Here is an 18088-nt window from a genome sequence, read left to right on the forward strand (position 1 = left end):
GCTCGGGCGTTGCCGCCGCCTCGCCAAGGATTGGGAAAAATCCATCGAAAGCTCAACAGCATGGGCGCAAATCGCTTCAATCCGAATGCTCACAAGGCGCATCGCAAGGTATTGGATCTACGAATGAACTTTTGAATCGGGCTCTAAGACGCTGGAACGCGGCATTTTCGACAGCATCTTCATTGCCGACGTCATCGGCTATTACGACGTCTACCAGGGCAGCATGGAACATGCTTTCCGGCAAGCGGCGCAGATCCCGGTCAACGATCCGCTGCAGCTGGCCGTGCCGATCACCATCAACACCAAGCATATCGGAGTTGGCATCACCGCCTCGACCTCGTTCGAGCATCCCTATACCTTCGCCCGGCGTCTGGCGACGGCCGATCACCTGACCGATGGCCGCGTCGCCTGGAACATCGTCACCTCCTATCTCGAAAGCGGCGCCAGGAATGTCGGCGAGACCGGCCTTCGACAGCATGACAATCGCTACGAGGTCGCGGAGGAATATCTGGAAATCCTCTACAAGCTGTTCGAAGGCAGCTGGGAGGAGGGGGCGGTGTTGCGCGACAAGGCGCGCCGCATCTTCATCGATCCGGACAAGGTGCACGAGATCGGCCATTCCGGCAAATATTTCCAGGTGCCGGGCTATCATCTTTCCGAACCTTCCCCACAGCGCACGCCCCTGCTGTTCCAGGCGGGCCATTCGGAGGCGGGGCGGCGGTTTGCGGCGCGCAACGCCGAATGCGTCTTCGTCGGCGCGCTCGCCAAGCCGGCGCTCAAGGCCTATGTCGACGATATCAGGGCGCGCGCGGCGGCACTTGGCCGCGACCCGATGAAGCTGCTGGTCTACAACCTGACCACGGTCATCGTCGACGAAACCGATGCCAAGGCGGAGGCGAAATTCCAGGACCTACTAAGCTACGCGTCCTATGACGGGGCGCTGGTGTTCATGTCCGGCTGGACCGGCGTCGATTTCGGCCGCTACAAGCCCACCGATCCGGTGCGCACCGCGGCGGGAACCGAACTTCGGTCCATGCTCGATGCGCTGGAAAAATCCGGTCGCTCCTGGACCATCGAGGAATTGGCGCGCTGGGGCGCGATCGGCGGCGGCGGGCCGGTGATCGTCGGCTCGCCGTCGACCGTGGCCGATGCGCTGGAGGAATGGGCCGAAGAGACGGGCGTCGACGGCTTCAATCTTTGCTATGCGATCCAGCCCGGCACATTCGAGGACATTGTCGACCTGCTGGTGCCCGAATTGCAGAAGCGCGGCCGCTATCCGACGGCCTGTCGCGACGGCACCCTGCGCGAAAAACTGTTCGGCGACGGACCCTATCTTCCCGACACTCATCCCGGCACCCGCTATCGCGACATCGAAGCCGTCAAGCGGCTGGAAAATTCCGCAGTACTTGCGGCCGGCGAGTGACACTGCCGCATCGCATTCAATCACATCGTATCTTCAAAGAGGGAATTGAGAGATGACTTCCATTGTCAAACGTCTGGCCGGCACCGCATCGGTATTGTCGCTTCTGGCGGCGGCCGGTCTCGGCAGCACGGTTTTGTCGGCGCGGGCGGACGAAACGCCGGTCAAGGGCGGCACGCTGATCTATGCCACCGATCGCGAACCCACCTGCCTCGACCCGCATGTCGATGGCGACATGCCGCAAGTGTTCGTGGCGCAGCAATATACCGATTCGCTGGTCTCGCAGGACAAGGATGGACATATCGGCCCCTGGCTCGCCAAGAGCTGGACGATCTCCGATGATGGCAAGATCTATACGTTCAAGCTGCGCGAGGACGTGAAGTTCACCAATGGCGAAAAATTCAACGCTGCGGCACTGAAGGCCAATCTCGACCATATCGTCAACCCGAAGACCCAGTCCTCCACTGCCGGCGGCTATATCCAGCAATATGTGAAGACCGAAACGCCGGACGAATTCACCGCCGTCGTCACTTTGAAGAAACCGTACGCGGCTTTCCTCGAAGTGCTGGCGCAGGGCTTCCTCGGCATCGAGGCGCCGGCAGCGCTGGCCCGCAGCCGCGACGAGAACTGCCAGAGCCCGATCGGCAGCGGCCCGTTCAAGGTCGTGCAGTGGGATCGCAAGAGCCAGATCGTGCTCGAGCGCAATCCCGACTACAACTGGGCGCCGCCGACCGCGCAGCATCAGGGGCCGGCCTATCTCGACAAGGTGGTGTGGAAATTCGTCCCCGAGCCGTCGGTGCGCTTCGCATCGCTGACCTCTGGCGATGTCGATGTCATCGAATCCGTGCCGCCGGAATCGGAAGAGGCGGCATCGAAGGACCCCAATCTGACGCTGATCGTCAAGGATCGGCCGGGCAATCCCACCAATGCGGCGCTCAACACCAAGCGCGCGCCGTTCAACGATATCCGCGTCCGCGAGGCCTTCGTCCGCTCGGCCGATATCCAGGGCGCGCTCGACAGCGTGTTCTTCGGCCGCTACAAGCGCGCGCCGGGGCCGCTGAGCGCCGTGACGCCCTTCGCCTCGCCGGATTTCAAAAGCTATTACGACTACGATGCCGACAAGGCCAACAAGCTGCTCGAAGAAGCCGGCTGGAAGGACAAGGACGCCAACGGTTTCCGTGTCAAGGACGGCAAGACGCTGACCGTGAACGTGCCGATCGGCGACTTCCAGGGACCGGCGGAACGGTCGCTCTGGGAGCAGATCCAGGCCACGGCGGCGGAAATCGGCTTCGACGTCCAGCTGCAGAATGTCGGTTTTTCCGAATGGCTCGACCGCGACGGCAAGTGGGATTACGACGCGATCGGCGAATACTGGAACACCAATACCGCCGACGTGCTGCGCATCGTCTTCTCTTCCGAATTCATCGGCGCTGCGGGTTCGGGCGGCTATCACCAGAATGCCACGGGTTTCGACAACAAGGAATTCGACGACGTCGTCAACAAGGCGCTCGAAACCACCGATGAAGCCAAGCGGCGCGAACTCTACTACCAGGCGCAGAAGWTCATCGCCACGAACTTTATCCAGGTGCTGACCTTCCCGCAGAGCACCCGGCTCGGCGTCTACAAGACCGCGCATGGCGTGCGGCTGGAGCCGTCGCTCACGGTCACCGAACTCTATGATGCCTGGGTGAAGAAATGAGTGTCCCCGCCGGTCGGTTGAACGCATCCGGCCGGCTGGGCCGGATCGGCTGGCGGGTGCTGGAGCGCCTTTTATCGGGAGCGTTGGTGCTCCTGGCATCCGCCACCGTCACGTTCTTCGCGCTGCGGCTGACGCCGGGCGATCCGGTCAGGGCCGTGCTCGGCGGCCCGACCGCCAATCCGACGCCGGAGACGATCGCGCTGGCGATCCAGGAGTTCGGCCTCGATAAGCCGCTCTACATCCAATATCTCCTGCATATCGGCCGGCTGCTGCATGGCAATCTCGGCACATCCTTCTCGCAGCACCAGCCGGTGATCGACGTGATCGCCGAGCAAGCCGGCCCGACCATCTGGCTGACGGGTTCGGCCGTTGCTGTCGCATGGCTGATCTCGGCCGGCTCGGCGCTGGCGACGACAAGGCGCAAACGCTTCGTCAGCGGCCTCGGCTCGGCAGTGGAAACGGTGATCGCGGCGCTGCCACAGTTCTGGCTCGGCCTGGTCTTGCTGACGGTGTTCGCCTTCGGCCTGCGCTGGTTTCCGCCGCAGAGCGACGGCAGCCTGCTCGGCCTGGTGCTGCCGACACTGGCGCTTGCCATTCCGCTCGCCGGCTTTCTCGGCCAGGTGACGCGGGAATCGCTGGGACTGGCGCTCGACCAGCCGTTCATCCTTTCGGCGCGCACCCGCGGGCTGGGCGACTGGTCGGTGCGCTGGCGGCATGCGCTGCGCCACGCCATGCTGCCCGGCATCAGCCTGTCGGCCTGGGCGGTCGGCTCGCTGATCGGCAATGCCGTGCTGATCGAGGTGATCTTTTCGCGGCCGGGCCTTGGGCGGGTGCTCTACCAGGCGGTGACGGTGCAGGACATGCCGCTCACCATCGGCGTCACGCTGGTGGTCACGGTCGTCTACATCCTCGCCAGCCTGATCGTCGACATCCTCTACGTCATCGTTGATCCCCGTCTGAAGGTGAAACCGGCATGAGCGCACCCGTTTCGACATCTCCGCTTTATGAAAGCCGCTGGACGTTAAGCAAGCTCACGCTTCCGCCGCTTGGCGCCAGCCTGGCGATCCTCTTCCTGCTGTTGCTCACGGCGGCGGCGATTGCGCCGGAACTGTTTTCGACGCTCAATCCGTTGAAGATCGCGCCGCGCTTTGCCTTCCACGGGCCGGAATGGGGCCATGTCTTCGGCACCGACCAATCCGGCCGCGATGTCTTCTCCCGCGTCATCCATGGCGCGCGGCAATCGCTGTTGCTCGGTATCGGCGCGGTCGCCGTCTCCATGGCGCTTGCGATTACGCTCGGCCTGATCGGCGGGCTGGGCGGCAAGCTGACAGAGCGGGTGATCGGCTGGATTCTCGAAGTGCTGTTCTCCTTCCCGACGCTGGTCCTGGCCCTCCTGTTTGCCGCCCATCTCGGCGGCGGCCTTGGGCCGCTGGTGATCGCCACCGGCATCGGCAATGCGCCGGGCTATGGACGGATGATTTTTGGCCAGACGCTGTCGGTCCGCCGCGCCGGCTATATCGAGGCGGCCCGTGCGCTTGGTCATTCGCTGGCCCGGATCATCTGGCGCCAGATCCTGCCGAACGTCATGCGGCCGTTGATCGTCATGGTGACCATGGGTGTCGGCCAGGCGATCGTCTGGTCCTCGGCACTCTCTTTCCTCGGGCTCGGCGCGCAGCCGCCGGCGGCGGAATGGGGCACGATGCTGGCGATGGGCCGCGATTTCGTCAGCCGTGCCTGGTGGCTCACCTTCTTTCCCGGGCTGTTCATCGTGCTGACGACGCTGTCGACCACGGTGTTCGGCCGCTATCTGCAACAATTGCTGGAAGGGCGTGGCCGATGACCAAAGCGCCGTTGATCGTCGAAAACCTCTCGGTCGCGCTCGGCACGGGCGAAGCACGCCGCACGGTGGTGCGCAATATCTCCTTCCGCGTCGAGCCCGGCCGCGCCGTGGCTTTGGTGGGCGAATCCGGTTCGGGCAAGAGCGTCACCGCCCGAACTCTCGTCGGCCTTGCGGGCGATGGCGCCGGCATCACCGCCGGCCGGCTCTCCTACGGCGATCTCGACCTGACGCGGCTGACGGAGCGGCAATGGCGGAACATCCGCGGTCGCGACATCGGTTTCGTGCTGCAGGACGCGCTGGTGTCGCTCGATCCGCTGCGCCCGGTCGGCGCCGAGATCAACGAGGCGCTGACGGCGCATGGCTGGGGCGACCGCAACAGCCGCAAGGTGCGGATCATAGAACTCTTGCAGTCCGTCGGCGTGCCGGAACCGGAAATCCGGGCGCTGCAGCGGCCCGACGAACTCTCCGGCGGCCTGCGCCAGCGGGCGCTGATCGCCACCGCACTGGCGCTCGATCCGGCGATCGTCATCGCCGACGAGCCGACGACGGCGCTCGATTCCACCGTGCAGGCGCAGATCATCGCGCTGCTCGCCTCGATCAAGGCGCGCGGCGACGGCCTGCTGATCATCAGCCACGACCTCAATATCGTGTCGAAACTCGCCGATGAAGTCGTGGTGATGAACCACGGCGACGTCGTTGAGCAGGGGCCTGTCGAAGACGTGCTCGGCAATCCGCGGCACCCCTATACGCGGTCGCTGTTGAACGCCGTGCCCGGCCGGCATCCGCGCGGCACGCGGCTCTCCGGCGAGCGGCCGGCGGCACGTCCGCGGCCGGGCTGGAACGACGAGACGGTGCTCGATGCGCGCCATGTCCGCAAGACCTATGCCGGTCCCGCCGGCACGGCGCGGCTCGCCGTCGATACGGTCAGCTTCGCCGTTGCACGCGGCCGCACGCTTGGCATTGTCGGCGAATCCGGCTCGGGCAAGACCACCGTCGCCCGCATTGCGCTCGGCCTAGTCAGCCCCGACGATGGCCAGGTCGATTTCGTCGGCCGGCCATGGGTGACGCCGGCGGACAGCAAAAATCGCGTCACCGAAGCCGCCCGCCGCGCCCGGCGGCGCGAGATCGGCGTCATCTACCAGGATCCGTTGTCGTCCTTCGATCCGCGCTGGAATGTCGGCCATATCCTCTCCGATGCGCTGGATGCCGCGGGCGTCGATCGCAAGGATCATCCGAGGCGCATCGTCGATCTCCTGGCAAAAGTTCGTCTCCCTCCCGAGACGGTCGGGGCTGGACGTCTCGGTGCAGGCGCAGGTGCTCGATCTGCTGACCGACCTGCAGGACGAACTCGGCATTTCCTACCTGTTCATCTCGCACGATCTGGGCGTCATCCGCCATATCAGCGACGAGGTGCTTGTCATGCGCGATGGCCGCGTCGTCGAGCGCGGCCCGGTGGAAGAGGTGTTTGCCAACCCGCAGGATCCGTTCACTCGCAAACTGGTCGCCGCCTCGGAACTGGCGCACGCCTGATTCCCTCAGCCGCCAGACCCGGCGCGGGCGATCGCCCGTCCGGCAAAGTCCGGATCACGTCGAAACCCGAAAAATCAACGTCGAATCCGAAAGGAAACCACTGCCATGAGCCATACAAATCCCACCGGGAAACCCCGTCCGTTTTTCACCAGGGCGCGCTCGGCCTTCCTTGCCGCCCTTCTGCCGTTGGCGATCGGCAGCACGGCCTTTGGCAGCGAGCGTGTGCTTCTGTCCTACGAGGCGACGCCGTCGGTCGGCTTCGCACTACCCGGCCTTGCCAAGGCGAGCTATGACGACCGCGCGGCCTTCTCTTCGCAGGTGTTGCAGGAGATCGTCCCCAGGATCGTGACGGCAAATGGGATCGATCCGAAAGTGTTGACCTCGGAGGTGACGCCCGGCGGCTATCTGTTGAAGACCAATGCGTCGCTGCAAAGCCAGGGCGTGCTCGACGATGCCGCGGCGGACCGTCTCGCCGCTTCGTTCGGCTATATCTTCCATCAGTGGAGCGTGCTTGTCTCGCGGCTCGACGACAAGGCCGGGCAGACCGGGTTTGTGGTCGTGCGCTTTCCGAAAGACCGTCTCGACGCTGCCGTCGCGCAAAAATTCTTCGAACAGGCCGATGCCGCGCAGAAGGGACTGGGCGGTGGCTATACCGCCTTCGGCGACGAGCAGATCTTCCTCAACGTCACCGATTCCAGCGGCAAGCCCTATAGCGGCCTGGACGATGGAGCGTTTCTCGACGGGCTGACGCGCACCGCCGCCGCCTTCGGCGATCCGAAGCCAGAAATCGCCGACACCGGCAAGGCCAGCGCCCGTTTCGTCGGCAATGACTGGGAGAAGTCGAAAGCCGGCGAGGACTATGTTTCCCGCCTCGGCGGCAAGGACTCGGCTTTGGTCAAGAGCTTGAACGAGATTGGTAAGGACTATGCTGACTTGGTGGAGGCGACGGCGAAGACGCAGGGTTGGTATTGAGCGGCAGATGCGGCGGGTTCTGGTTTCCCATGGCAATCGCTTATCGCGCCAAGACCCCGCCCCAACTTTCAGGGTTGAGCCACCGGTCTCGACCCGTCCTTCGGACTCCCGCAAGAGGGAGGGGTTAAACTGCCGTCCCGCTGTGCCTCCATTGGGGCAGGGAGCACGCCGTGAGTCTTCTCCCCCCTTGTGGGGGAGATGGCCGGCAGCCAGAGAGGGTCTTGCTAAATGCTGTAGCGCTGCCATTTCTCCTCGGGGGGGAAGGGAGCTATATGCCCCACGTTTCAAACCCCCATTACCGATGATCCAGCCGCGCCACCAGCCTGTCGCCGAGCCATTGGATGCCTGAGACCAGCACGATCAGCACGATGACGACGTCGACCATCACGGCCGTTTCGAAGCGCTGGTAGCCGTAGCGGATGGCGAGGTCGCCGAGGCCGCCGGCGCCGATGGCGCCGGCCATGGCGGAGGCGCCGATCAGGGTGACGATCGTCACCGTAAAGCCGGCGACAATGCCGGGGAGCGCTTCCGGCACCAGCACTTCGCGGATGATCGTCCAGCGATTGCCGCCCATGGCACGGACAGCGCCGATCAGGCCCGGTTCGACCTCGCGCAGCGACACTTCGGCAATGCGGGCATAATAGGGCGTAGCGGCGATGGCGAGCGGCACGATCGCTGCCCAGGTACCCAGCGCCGTGCCGACGATCAGCCGCGTCAGCGGGATCAGTGCCACCAAGAGGATGATGAACGGCACCGAGCGGAAGGCATTGATGATGGCGCCGAGCAGGCGGTTGACCCAGAGGTTTTCGGCAATGCCGCCCTTGTTGGTCACCACCAACGCCAGACCGAGCGGCGGGCCGGCGACGAGCGAGATCACGCCGGAAAGGGCCGTCATCAGCACCGTTTCCCAGAGCGATTGAATGAGCAGTTCAAGGATGATCGGAGACATGGCCCAGCACCTCTACCCGGGCAAGCCGGACCGTCAGGAATTGTTCGACTTGGCGTGCGAGCGCAGGATCTGCCGTCGGCACGCCGATGAAGAACCGGCCGACCGGCTGGTTCTGGATATGGTCGACGCCGCCATGGATCAGCCGGAAGGATTTCGGCAGTGCTGTGGCGAGATCGAAGAGGGCGGCCTGCGACTCCTGGCTGGCGATGTCGACGCTCAACACGACTTCCGAGCCGCGATCGGAGAGTTTGGCGGCGATGGCTTCGGGCAATTGCGGCCTTATGCCGCCGAGCAGGCTTTTGGTGATTTCCGATTGCGGGCTGGCAAAGACGGACCAGACCTGGCCTTCCTCGACGATGCGGCCGGCATTGATGACGGCGACACGATCGGCGATCGAGCGCACGACTTCCATTTCATGGGTGATCAGGAGGATGGTGAGGCCGAGCTGCCTGTTGATGTCCTTGAGCAAAGCGAGGATCGAKCGCGTGGTTTCCGGGTCGAGCGCCGAGGTCGCTTCGTCGGAGAGCAGCAGAGCAGGGCGGGCGGCAAGTGCACGGGCGATGCCAACGCGCTGCTTCTGGCCGCCGGACAGTTCGGATGGATAGGCGTTGGCCTTGCTTGCCAGGCCGACGAGATCCAGCAGTTCAAGCGCGCGTTTCGTCTGCGCCGCACGATCGAGCCCCTCAATCTTGAGCGGCAGGGCGACATTTGCCGCGACCGTGCGGTTGGCCAAGAGGTTGAAATGCTGGAAGATCATGCCGACGCGCCGCCGCAGCGGCTGCAATTGCCGTTCCGGCAGGCCGGTGATGCGGTGGCCGTCGACGAAGATCTCGCCCTTGTCCGTCCGCTCGAGGCCGTTGAGGCAGCGGATCAGCGTCGACTTGCCGGCGCCGCTGCGGCCGATCAGGCCGAGGATCTCGCCTTTGCGGACTGTGAGCGAAATGCCGTCGAGCGCCGGCGTGACGCCGAACTGGCGATGCACATCGACGAGCCGGACGATCTCGCCGCCGCTTGCGGGCGGACTGCCGGTTTCGGCCGTGGCTGCGGGAACGAATGAATTCATTTTCTCACACACTCGGTTGGCTGTTCGAAAGGGGGAGCCCTGACAGCATGATGCCTTCCCTCCGCTGACCGGAGAGAAGGCGGGATGGGGCGGTGTCGCCGGCGATCAATAAGCGCTCAGCCCAGTGCCCTTATAGACCTTGTCGAATTCCGCCTTCACCGTCGGGTTCTGGTAGGCTGCCACGAGGATTTTCACCCAGTCGGCATGCTCGTTGTCCTGCTTGACGGCGATGAAATTGCGATAGGGGTTGTCGGCGATCGGCTCCTGGGCGATGCGATCGGCCGGGGTGAGGCCGCTTTTCAGCGCCCAGTCGGTGTTGACCACGGCGGCATCGAGATCGTCGATCGAGCGGCCGACAATGCCGGCATCCAATTCCTTGACCTGGATGTTCTTCTTGTTCTCGGCAATGTCGAGCGTGGTGGCGAGAATGCCGGTGCCGTCCTTGAGCTTGATCAGGCCTTCATTCTGCAACACGCGCAGCGCTCGGCCTTCATTGGACGGATCGTTCGGCAGGCCGATGACGGCACCGTCGGGCAGTTGCGCTACGGATTTGTATTTCTTGGTGTAGAGCCCGATCGGCCAGACGCCGGTATAGCCAACCGGAACAATATGATAGCCGTGCTGCTTGATCTGGTTGTCGAGATAGGGCTTGTGCTGGAAGGCGTTGGCATCTATCTCGCCGCGCTCCAGCGCCTCGTTCGGCTGGGTATAGTCGTTGAAGGTCACAAGCTCGATCTTCAGCCCCTTCTTGGCGGCCTCGGCGGTGACGGCGCGCCAGACGTCCTCGTCCTCGCCGCTCATGATGCCGACCTTGATGCTCTTGTCGGCTGCATGCGTCAGCGCCGGCTGAGCGAAGGTCAGAAATGCGATGGCCGAAGCGGCGATGGCGCCGAGGCCGCGGCGCGTGAAGCGCAGGTGAGAGTTGTCCATGGAAATCCCGTCCTTTTTGTTGTGGGTGGATGAATCTTTGCATCCAAGGATCGCAGAGCCATGCTGGTGCGGCGAAGCATGGATGCCTCATAGAACTCGCTGAGCAGAAAAAGCTTTGCGGCGGCCAGCCGATCGCCGGAATAGTATTCTATTAAATATATAGATTATATAAATTAATAAGTAGATCAAGTCTTTTAATGGGTTATGACGTCTGGCCGTAACGCGCAGGGAAATGGAGAACGGGCACTTTCCAGGCGAGGCGGCGGGTTCGGGAAAAACCGCGCGCTTGCGTTGCGTAAGGCGCGTGCAAATGCCGAGGTGAAGCGAGGGCGGCCCCGATAATTTGGCCATTCATCCCCGGACGTCGGAGCATGCTCAGCGCAGTTGCCGAAAGTCAATTCGTGCGTTACGAATCGGCGTATACTGCACTCTCTTGAGTGAGGAAGGGGCGCACGTGAATTCACGCAGGGGTAGAGACTTCGAGGGGCGCTGAGATGGATAGAGTTTTGGACCAAAAAGCTCTGCCGCGGTCCGCAGCCCTGGTTTTGATTGCCACGGCACTTATCAGTTTCACGCTGCTTGCGGTCGGCTCCAGTGATTACCCCGAGCTTCATACGATCCTCGATACCGGCCTAGCGTTGCAGCTGGTCCTGCTCGTGCCGCTGATGTGGGATATGGGGGAGCATGCGGCGAGCGCCTTTCCGAAATGGCTTGCCATCACCTTTGCCGCAACCGCCGTGCTGGCGATCATTCATGTCCTGGTCACGGTCGAGTGGTCCGGGCCGCTGGCCGAGATCGCCCGGCTCAAGGCCGTCCTGCGTCCCTCGACCTGGCCGCCGGCGACGCATCTGCTGCCGATTGGCGTCGGCTGGGCCTTGTGGCGCATGCATCGCGGCGCCACTGGCGGATTTTTGCACTATGCCCTGGTGATCGTCGCCCTTGCCGTGGCCTTGTTCGCCGCTTTTCAGCATCTGCCGACCTATCTGCCGCCTGGGCCACTCGGCATCACCCGGCCGTTCCTGATCCTGTCGCCGCTCTTGTGGATCGGCGTCGGCGCGTTGGCATGGCGGCTCAGAGACATGGACCGGCTGGCGAGGCCATTGGTCTGGATGGCGGGCACGCTTTTCCTCGCCAATGCGGTCATGCTCTATTCGCGTGCGCCCGCCGACGCGCCGGCCATGGTGGCCCATCTTGGCCGGATGGGCGGCTATCTGGTGCTGCTGCTCTCGGCCATGCAGATGGCGTCTGGCGATCTCGTCGAGCGCATGCGTGCCGAGGCTGCACTCGCCCGGCTGAATGAGGACCTCGATCGACGCGTCGCGGAGCAGACGGCGCAATTGCGCGAGACGACGGCGCAGCTGTCGGAGGCGCTGGAGCAGCGGACCCGCACATCGCAGGAGCTGGCGAAAACCGAGGAGCAATTCCGCGTCAGCTTCGAGGCGGCAGTGGTCGGCAAGGTCCTGGTGGAGCCGGGCTCGGCGCGTATCCTGCGGGCCAACCAGTCTTTTGCCCGGATGCTCGGCTATGAACCGGGTGAGCTCACGGGCCGTATCGTCTGGGAATTTACCTGGCCGGAGGATCGCCTCAACGACCAGGCCGAATATGCGCGGTTTCTGTCCGGCGAGGTTGCCGCCTATGCCCGCGAGAAACGCTATATCCGCCGCGACGGCGAACCGCTCTGGGGCCGTATTTCCGGCGCGCTGGCGCGATCTCCCGAGACGGGCGAGCCGCGGCTGATGATCGCCGTGATCGAAAATGTCGATGAACGGCACAAAGCGGCGCTGGCCCTGCTGGAGGCCAAGAAGGACCTCGAAATCGTCGTCGAGGAGCGCACCGCGGCGCTGCAGCAGCGCGATATCCTGCTGCGCGAAGTCTATCACCGGGTGAAGAACAATCTGCAGGTGATCGACAGCCTGTTGGTGATGCAGGCCAAGCGGCTCACCGATCCCGACGCCAAAGCCGCGCTCAAAAGCCTCCGCAAGCGGGTTTTTGCCTTGGGACTGGTGCATCATCAATTGATGGGATCGGCAAACCTGAGGTCCTTCGACGTTGCACCCTTTCTGAAAGAGCTTTCCGAAAATATCGTCGAGGGCGGCGCCGACGCGGACATCCATCTGACTGTCGATGCAGCCCCGCTGGATGTCGGCCTGGATTTCGCCGTGCCGATGGGCCTGCTGGTCACCGAACTGGTCACCAATGCGCTCAAGCACGCCTTTCCGGACCGCGCCGGCAATGTCTCCGTCAGCCTTCGACGCGGGGAGGACGGCAAGGTGACGCTGGTGGTTGCCGATGACGGCCAGGGGCAGGCGCCGCCGGACGCCGCGGCTGGTCAATCCAGGCCGGGGCTTGGCACGGGCATTATTGCCGGGCTGGTCGAGCAACTGGGCGGAACGATGACCACGCGCAGCGACAATGGCATGCGAACCGAAATTCGAGTCAGGGAACCAAGACTGTCATGAGCGATTTGCAGAACCATATCCTCATCGTCGACGACGAATATCTGATCGTCGAGGGATTGTGCGCGCAGGTCGAGGAACTGGGCATGGTCGTCTGCGGCACCGCGGCGACAGCGGATAAGGCGATTGCGCTCGCGCAGCAATTCCGGCCGGTCATCGTGCTCATGGACATGCGGCTGCAAGGCGACAAGGACGGCGTCGATGCAGCCCTTGCCATCCACGAAACGGTCGGCTCCAAGCTGATCTTCATCACCGGCTCGCGCGAGCCGGCGACCATGGCGCGGATCCAGCTGGATCATCCCTCGGCGGTGCTGTTCAAGCCGATTTCGGACACGCAGTTGCGCAATGCGATTCATGCGGCGCTAGGGCTGTAGGGCGGTGGGGGAGGCGATGGGCGGCGTTCGCTGGTGAAGCTGATCGGCAATCACGCCGCAGCCAGATCATATTTGCGCGCCAGATTATCCGCCGGGATACCCCATGCTTTGTTGAGCTCTCCGATCATATCAAGCGTCAGGGCTCGCTTGCGCAACAGAATTTCAGACGCGCGGGAGCGGGAACCGAGGACCTTTCCGAGATCAGCCTGGCTGTGCCCTGCCAGCTCCATGAAATGTTTCAGGAATTCAATCGGGTCTTCGATGGGATCGATGGCGAAATGCTTGTTTTCATAGGCTTCGATCAGATCGGTGAGGACCTGAAAGCGCTCGGCATCTTCAGAGCCGGGCTCGGGCTCGCCGATGAAATAGGCCGACACCTCGGCAATCGCCCAATCGAGGTCGGCTTCGCTGCGAATGGCCCTGATATCACGCATCGTCTACCGTCTCCGCATTGATCCTGTCGTATTGGGCATGTGTGCCGATGAATTTGATCAGTACGCTCCTGTAAGTGTACGACACATGCACAACGAACTGATATTTGTTCCCGGCAATATCGAAGATCACTCGATTGTCGCCGACAAAATCGACATTGGCGCCAAACATGGCCTTGATCGCATCCGGACCGGTCCATTCGGCTTTTCTGACGACGTCATACCATACCCGAAGCGGAGCCTCGGCCTGATTGTGAGCCGTCCAGAAACCTACAAGCGTCGACTTGGCTACGATCCGCATGTTCGACAGTTTGTACCCGCTATGGGAACGTGTCTAGCTTTGGGATTGCTTCCGAGGTCATCTTGGGTGCTTTTGGTGCGATCGCCTCAGCCATCATCTCCCGGCCGATCCTATCAAGGATGTTGCTGACGAACGGGTTCGGAAGGTCGAGGGTCCGGCTGGTGGTCCGCGCCGTTTCCAACATCGCTTTCGCCGCCGACAGATCACCTAGGCGGTAAAAGGCAAGCGCGCTAAAAGCCTCGTTGAGGGAGCGATTGAAGGCATCGCCATGCTCGGCATGGGCGAGCATATCGAGCCCTTCCTCATAGCGGCCGAGTTCGATCAGGACCGCGCCACGCGAGCCTCGCGAGGTGGCACGGTCGGGATTGAGATCCAATGCGGACTGTGACCAGCGATCCAGGTTTTCAAGTTGCATGCCGGGGTCATGACCGAGGTAAAACGTCACCAGCATATCTAGTGCCCCCAGCTTTTCGGGGCTGGGTGGCAAATGGTCAACCTCGGCTGCGATGTCACGATGTCGTTTTTCGCGCTCTGCCTCACTACTGATGTGAAGCTTGTTGAGAAGGAATATGTAACGCTGTCTTAAACCCGGTGGCACTGCCGCGCTGGCGCCACGAACGGGGCTATGCGCCAGGATCTCGGCATAGGCAGCTTGCTCCTGTCGCGTGGTCTTTCCGCTCATAGCATTCCACAACGCACGGCCATCAGTCGGACGACGTTTTCCATCGATCTTGACCATTATCGGCAGGAGATTGAGGAACAGCATGAGCGCTTGCCAGAAAATGGCTGCGAACATGATCACGTCAATATGAAGAGTTTGGCCAAATGTCTGGAAATGCCGATAAAGACGAAGATCAAGGCGATGTCGGCCAGAGGGCCGGCCGCGGAGAATAGAAAGGAGGCGATGGCGCGGTTGGGAACGGGTGGTATGGCAGTCACCAAACCCTGGATGAAATCTCGGCCTACTGCCACCGATACCTGGCCGATTTCGCGGCGCAGGAAGGGCCTTCCGGTTCCGAAACGAATCTCGACGATTTTGTAGCCAAGAGCCAGGGCGGCAGCGGCGTGCCCCAATTCATGCACAGCCATGCTGATAAAGGCAACAAGCGGAAAACTGAGCGGTACAATCAGAATGTTCAAGCTTGCCGTTACCCTCTGCAATTACCGGCGTTATTGCCAATGGGTAGCGCGCATAAATGTGATGCGCAAGCAATGAGATCCGAAGTAGAAGGCTCAAACAAACGCCAGCGCATAAACCGTCTGCAGAAAGCCGACCACGGCGATGGCGACCAGGCCGATGGCCGCGACACGTTCCCAGACTGCGGCCGGCAGGCGGTGGGAGAGGAAATAGCCGGCGACAAAGCCGGCAAGGGTAATCGGGCAATAGATCACCAGCAGATGGAGAAGGTGGCTGTCGACCACGCCCATCACGGCGCGGCTCATCAGCGTGAACAGGTCGATGATGCCGAAATAGACGGCCAGCGTGCCGCGCATATGGTCGCGCCGTACGCCGCCGGCGAGCAGCCAGGCGGCGATCAGCGGTCCGCCGACGGCGAAGGCCGAGAGCACGACTCCGGTGACAAAGCCGAGCAGGATTCCGAGACTCTTATGTGCCAGCCAGGCCGGCGGCTGGTGGATCAGCGCCGTGCAGGCGGCGAGCACGATGGTCGCCGAGATCAATATCCGCGCCAGGTCGCCATCGAGATGCGCGGCGACCAGGCTGCCGAGAAGGGCGCCTACCAATCCGGCCGCGATGATGACCCGCGCCACCGGCCAGTCGATCGGGCTACGGCCGCGGTCAATCACGGTGAAGCCGGTGAGGATCAGGTCATTGATGATGATGAAGGGCACCATCTGCGTCGGCGGAAAGGTGCTGGCAAATCCGAGCGCCGCCACCAGCGCATAACCAAAGCSGGTGACGCCGCGGAACGCGGCCGCGCCGATCGTCACGGCCGCGATGACCAGGAAATCCATGATGCTCCCCCGCGATGCCCGATTTATCTCCCACACGCCATCGCGATCAGAGTCATAGCGGTGCGGCGTCGTGGTCGACAAGTGCGGAACTGTGCGATCGTAAAATTTGAAGCCTGTGCGGTCAGACGAGGATGCCTGCATCGGAGCCGCGACGAAGCGATATTTCCCTGATTGACCGTTGTCAGAAACAGGCATCCCGGCTAGCTTGCGGCCCGGCAAACAGGGGCAGGCGAGAGTCATTCATGGCGACCAGCGATTTTCATCCGATCTCCGGGGTCGACCTGCCGCGCTTTGCCGGCATTGCCACCTTCATGCGGCTGCCGCATGTGCCCCTCGAGGATCCGCGGCTGGCCGAGGTCGAGATCGGCCTGATCGGCGTGCCCTGGGATGCCGGCACGACCAACCGGCCCGGGCCGCGTCATGGGCCGCGGCAATTGCGCGATCTCTCCACCATGATCCGGCACCAGAACGGGGCAACGAAAGTGCGGCCCTATGACCTGGCGCGCTGCGCCGATCTCGGCGATGCCGGCCCCAATCCTGCCGACATACAGGATTCAATGCAGCGCATCACCGCCTTCTATGACAGGGTGCGGGGGGCGGGTATCCTGCCGCTGACGGGCGGCGGCGATCATCTCTGCACGCTGCCGATCCTCAGGGCGCTGGCCAAGGACCGGCCGCTCGGCATGGTGCATTTCGACAGCCATACAGATCTCTTCCATTCCTATTTCGGCGGCTTCAAATATACCCATGGCACGCCGTTTCGCCGGGCGGTCGAGGAGGGCCTGCTGGATCCGAAACGGGTCTGCATGATCGGCATCCGCGGCTCGGCCTATGATTTCGAGGATCGCGACTTTGCCGATTCCGTCGGCATAAGGGTGATTGCGATCGAGGAATTTCACGCCCGCGGCGTCGAGGATGTGATGGCCGAGGCGCGGGCGATTGCGGGCTCCGGGGACACCTATGTCAGCTATGACATCGACTTCATCGACCCCGCCTTCGCGCCGGGCACCGGCACGCCGGAAATCGGCGGGCCAAATGGTTTTCAGGCGCTGCAGGTGGTGCGCGGCTTGCGCGGCTTGAACCTGGTCGGTGCCGATGTCGTGGAGGTGTCGCCCCCGGTCGATCCGAGTGGTGGCACGGCGTTCTTGGGGGCAACGGTGATGTTCGAGCTGCTGTGCGTGCTGGCGGAATGCTGTGCGGATGCTAGGAAGTGGTGATGGCTTCTGACCACGCAAGGCGTGAGTGTGACGCCAGCCGACCGACGTGCTGTCGCATCTGGCCATACATTTCCGGCTTTTTTGTCAACCAATCCGGGCTCGGGTCAGCTCTTTTTTGGACATAGGACCGTTACAATTGTCGGCCGCTTTGAATGGTTTCGCCGTCGCATCCCAAAGGTGCAAGATTGCTTGCTTTTCAGGTGCTTCGGGGTAATTTCAATCCATCTGAATTTCTGACAAATGGATTTGCTGTGGCCTTAGCCGACCTTCAAGCCGACTTGCATGCAATTCTTCGAATGCTTTCGGCACAGGGATACAAGACGGACGAGTTGGTATTCGAATCACCTGCAAGTGATGGCGATGTTCGAGCAGTTGAAAGGGAGTTTGGCATATCTCTTCCTTCAAGTTTCCGCGAAATTCTGACGACAGTTTCGGCACATGTCGATTTCCAATGGTCTAAGCCGGATAAGGTGGAATACCCGCGTCCATTCCGCGAGAACTTTTGTGGCGAGCTGAATTGGTCGTTGAAAAGCTTGATCCGTATTGAGGAAAGTAGGAAAAAATGGATCGAGATTTGTTTTCCAGATGCGAAAGACGACTATGACCGTGTGTGGCACGACAAGCTCGCGTTCCAGGAGGTTGCCAACGGAGATCTCATCGCGATTGATCTCAGACCAGATCATATCGAGGAGGTCGTTTATCTCAGTCACGATGACGGCGAAGGCCACGGAATGGTGTTAGCGTCATCGTTCTCCGATCTAATAGAACGTTGGGTGCCTCTGGCCTGCACAGGCGGGGAAGATTGGCAGTGGCTGCCATTTTTCGAAAATGGTCGAGGGTTGAACGCAGATGGTGACAATGCCCACGCGTGGCGAAGATTGTTGCGGATCGACCATCTGGAGCGTGAGTAAAAATCTGCAGAGACAAAGATC

General features: G+C 62.3%; 17 protein-coding genes and 2 pseudogenes. 11 read left to right on the forward strand and 8 right to left on the reverse strand.

Annotated features, from left to right (window positions below):
* From AC1DYF_RS37965 to AC1DYF_RS37995, 7 genes and pseudogenes are all read left to right on the forward strand, one after another.
* Positions 1-127, forward strand: a pseudogene (locus AC1DYF_RS37965) (IS5/IS1182 family transposase); the annotation flags it as partial.
* A gap of 15 nt (positions 128-142) precedes the next feature.
* Positions 143-1423, forward strand: a pseudogene (locus tag AC1DYF_RS37970) (LLM class flavin-dependent oxidoreductase); the annotation flags it as partial.
* Positions 1424-1475: 52 nt separating this feature from the next.
* The gene (locus AC1DYF_RS37975) at positions 1476-3119 is read left to right on the forward strand and encodes an ABC transporter substrate-binding protein (RefSeq protein ID WP_477883792.1); all 1644 of its coding nucleotides are present in this window, start codon (positions 1476-1478) and stop codon (positions 3117-3119) included.
* The gene (locus AC1DYF_RS37980; protein WP_477883794.1) at positions 3116-4096 is read left to right on the forward strand and encodes an ABC transporter permease; all 981 of its coding nucleotides are present in this window, start codon (positions 3116-3118) and stop codon (positions 4094-4096) included. The genes AC1DYF_RS37975 and AC1DYF_RS37980 overlap by 4 nt, the downstream gene beginning before the upstream one ends.
* On the forward strand, positions 4093-4959 hold the full coding sequence (locus AC1DYF_RS37985; RefSeq protein ID WP_477883795.1) for an ABC transporter permease: 867 nt from the start codon (positions 4093-4095) through the stop codon (positions 4957-4959). Before AC1DYF_RS37980 ends, AC1DYF_RS37985 begins: the two co-directional genes overlap by 4 nt.
* Positions 4956-6782 (forward strand): ATP-binding cassette domain-containing protein, encoded by a 1827-nt coding sequence (locus AC1DYF_RS37990; RefSeq protein ID WP_477883797.1) that lies wholly within the window; start codon positions 4956-4958, stop codon positions 6780-6782. Before AC1DYF_RS37985 ends, AC1DYF_RS37990 begins: the two co-directional genes overlap by 4 nt.
* Complete coding sequence (locus tag AC1DYF_RS37995) at positions 6712-7461, forward strand: hypothetical protein (protein ID WP_477883799.1); 750 nt, start codon at positions 6712-6714, stop codon at positions 7459-7461. The genes AC1DYF_RS37990 and AC1DYF_RS37995 overlap by 71 nt, the downstream gene beginning before the upstream one ends.
* Before the next feature lie 295 nt (positions 7462-7756).
* Here AC1DYF_RS37995 and AC1DYF_RS38000 read toward each other — a convergent pair whose 3' ends face one another.
* From AC1DYF_RS38000 to AC1DYF_RS38010, 3 genes are all read right to left on the reverse strand, one after another.
* The gene (locus tag AC1DYF_RS38000) at positions 7757-8410 is read right to left on the reverse strand and encodes a methionine ABC transporter permease (RefSeq protein ID WP_477883801.1); all 654 of its coding nucleotides are present in this window, start codon (positions 8408-8410) and stop codon (positions 7757-7759) included.
* Positions 8391-9473: a methionine ABC transporter ATP-binding protein gene (locus tag AC1DYF_RS38005; RefSeq protein WP_477883802.1), complete on the reverse strand. Its 1083-nt coding sequence runs from the start codon at positions 9471-9473 to the stop codon at positions 8391-8393. The genes AC1DYF_RS38000 and AC1DYF_RS38005 overlap by 20 nt, the downstream gene beginning before the upstream one ends.
* Before the next feature lie 105 nt (positions 9474-9578).
* On the reverse strand, positions 9579-10403 hold the full coding sequence (locus tag AC1DYF_RS38010; RefSeq protein ID WP_477883804.1) for a MetQ/NlpA family lipoprotein: 825 nt from the start codon (positions 10401-10403) through the stop codon (positions 9579-9581).
* A gap of 494 nt (positions 10404-10897) precedes the next feature.
* On the opposite strand from AC1DYF_RS38010, the gene AC1DYF_RS38015 reads away from it, so the two are divergent.
* Both AC1DYF_RS38015 and AC1DYF_RS38020 read left to right on the forward strand, forming a co-directional pair.
* Positions 10898-12862, forward strand: a complete 1965-nt coding sequence (locus AC1DYF_RS38015; protein ID WP_477883806.1) for a sensor histidine kinase — start codon at positions 10898-10900, stop codon at positions 12860-12862.
* Entirely contained in the window at positions 12859-13233 is a 375-nt protein-coding gene (locus tag AC1DYF_RS38020; protein WP_477883808.1) for a response regulator, read from the forward strand. Before AC1DYF_RS38015 ends, AC1DYF_RS38020 begins: the two co-directional genes overlap by 4 nt.
* A gap of 50 nt (positions 13234-13283) precedes the next feature.
* On the opposite strand, the gene AC1DYF_RS38025 is transcribed toward AC1DYF_RS38020, so the two are convergent.
* From AC1DYF_RS38025 to AC1DYF_RS38045, 5 genes are all read right to left on the reverse strand, one after another.
* Positions 13284-13667, reverse strand: a complete 384-nt coding sequence (locus AC1DYF_RS38025) for a helix-turn-helix domain-containing protein (protein ID WP_477883810.1) — start codon at positions 13665-13667, stop codon at positions 13284-13286.
* Positions 13660-13965, reverse strand: a complete 306-nt coding sequence (locus AC1DYF_RS38030; protein ID WP_477883812.1) for a type II toxin-antitoxin system HigB family toxin — start codon at positions 13963-13965, stop codon at positions 13660-13662. The genes AC1DYF_RS38025 and AC1DYF_RS38030 overlap by 8 nt, the downstream gene beginning before the upstream one ends.
* Positions 13966-13984: 19 nt before the next feature.
* The gene (locus tag AC1DYF_RS38035) at positions 13985-14761 is read right to left on the reverse strand and encodes a hypothetical protein (RefSeq protein WP_477883814.1); all 777 of its coding nucleotides are present in this window, start codon (positions 14759-14761) and stop codon (positions 13985-13987) included.
* A gap of 2 nt (positions 14762-14763) precedes the next feature.
* On the reverse strand, positions 14764-15105 hold the full coding sequence (locus tag AC1DYF_RS38040) for a hypothetical protein (protein ID WP_477883816.1): 342 nt from the start codon (positions 15103-15105) through the stop codon (positions 14764-14766).
* A 93-nt stretch (positions 15106-15198) separates the two neighbouring features.
* Positions 15199-15939, reverse strand: a complete 741-nt coding sequence (locus tag AC1DYF_RS38045; protein WP_477883818.1) for a TSUP family transporter — start codon at positions 15937-15939, stop codon at positions 15199-15201.
* Positions 15940-16181: 242 nt separating this feature from the next.
* Here AC1DYF_RS38045 and AC1DYF_RS38050 point away from each other — a divergent pair, with 242 nt between their 5' ends.
* Both AC1DYF_RS38050 and AC1DYF_RS38055 read left to right on the forward strand, forming a co-directional pair.
* Positions 16182-17156, forward strand: a complete 975-nt coding sequence (locus AC1DYF_RS38050) for an agmatinase (RefSeq protein WP_477883820.1) — start codon at positions 16182-16184, stop codon at positions 17154-17156.
* Positions 17157-17308: 152 nt separating this feature from the next.
* Positions 17309-18067, forward strand: coding sequence for an SMI1/KNR4 family protein (locus tag AC1DYF_RS38055; RefSeq protein ID WP_477883822.1), 759 nt, complete (start codon positions 17309-17311; stop codon positions 18065-18067).
* Positions 18068-18088 lie beyond the last annotated feature (21 nt).

It is taken from the genome of Rhizobium sp. P2_G9, from assembly GCF_056403475.1.

Coding starts and splice junctions, on each gene's coding strand:
- AC1DYF_RS38030 (WP_477883812.1), bottom strand. CDS start 13,965: ATGCGGATCGTAGCCAAGTCGACGCTTGTAGGTTTCTGGACGGCTCAC.
- AC1DYF_RS38015 (WP_477883806.1), top strand. CDS start 10,898: ATGGATAGAGTTTTGGACCAAAAAGCTCTGCCGCGGTCCGCAGCCCTG.
- AC1DYF_RS37980 (WP_477883794.1), top strand. CDS start 3,116: ATGAGTGTCCCCGCCGGTCGGTTGAACGCATCCGGCCGGCTGGGCCGG.
- AC1DYF_RS38055 (WP_477883822.1), top strand. CDS start 17,309: ATGGTTTCGCCGTCGCATCCCAAAGGTGCAAGATTGCTTGCTTTTCAG.
- AC1DYF_RS37990 (WP_477883797.1), top strand. CDS start 4,956: ATGACCAAAGCGCCGTTGATCGTCGAAAACCTCTCGGTCGCGCTCGGC.
- AC1DYF_RS38000 (WP_477883801.1), bottom strand. CDS start 8,410: ATGTCTCCGATCATCCTTGAACTGCTCATTCAATCGCTCTGGGAAACG.
- AC1DYF_RS38020 (WP_477883808.1), top strand. CDS start 12,859: ATGAGCGATTTGCAGAACCATATCCTCATCGTCGACGACGAATATCTG.
- AC1DYF_RS38025 (WP_477883810.1), bottom strand. CDS start 13,667: ATGCGTGATATCAGGGCCATTCGCAGCGAAGCCGACCTCGATTGGGCG.
- AC1DYF_RS38010 (WP_477883804.1), bottom strand. CDS start 10,403: ATGGACAACTCTCACCTGCGCTTCACGCGCCGCGGCCTCGGCGCCATC.
- AC1DYF_RS38050 (WP_477883820.1), top strand. CDS start 16,182: ATGGCGACCAGCGATTTTCATCCGATCTCCGGGGTCGACCTGCCGCGC.
- AC1DYF_RS38035 (WP_477883814.1), bottom strand. CDS start 14,761: ATGTTCGCAGCCATTTTCTGGCAAGCGCTCATGCTGTTCCTCAATCTC.
- AC1DYF_RS37985 (WP_477883795.1), top strand. CDS start 4,093: ATGAGCGCACCCGTTTCGACATCTCCGCTTTATGAAAGCCGCTGGACG.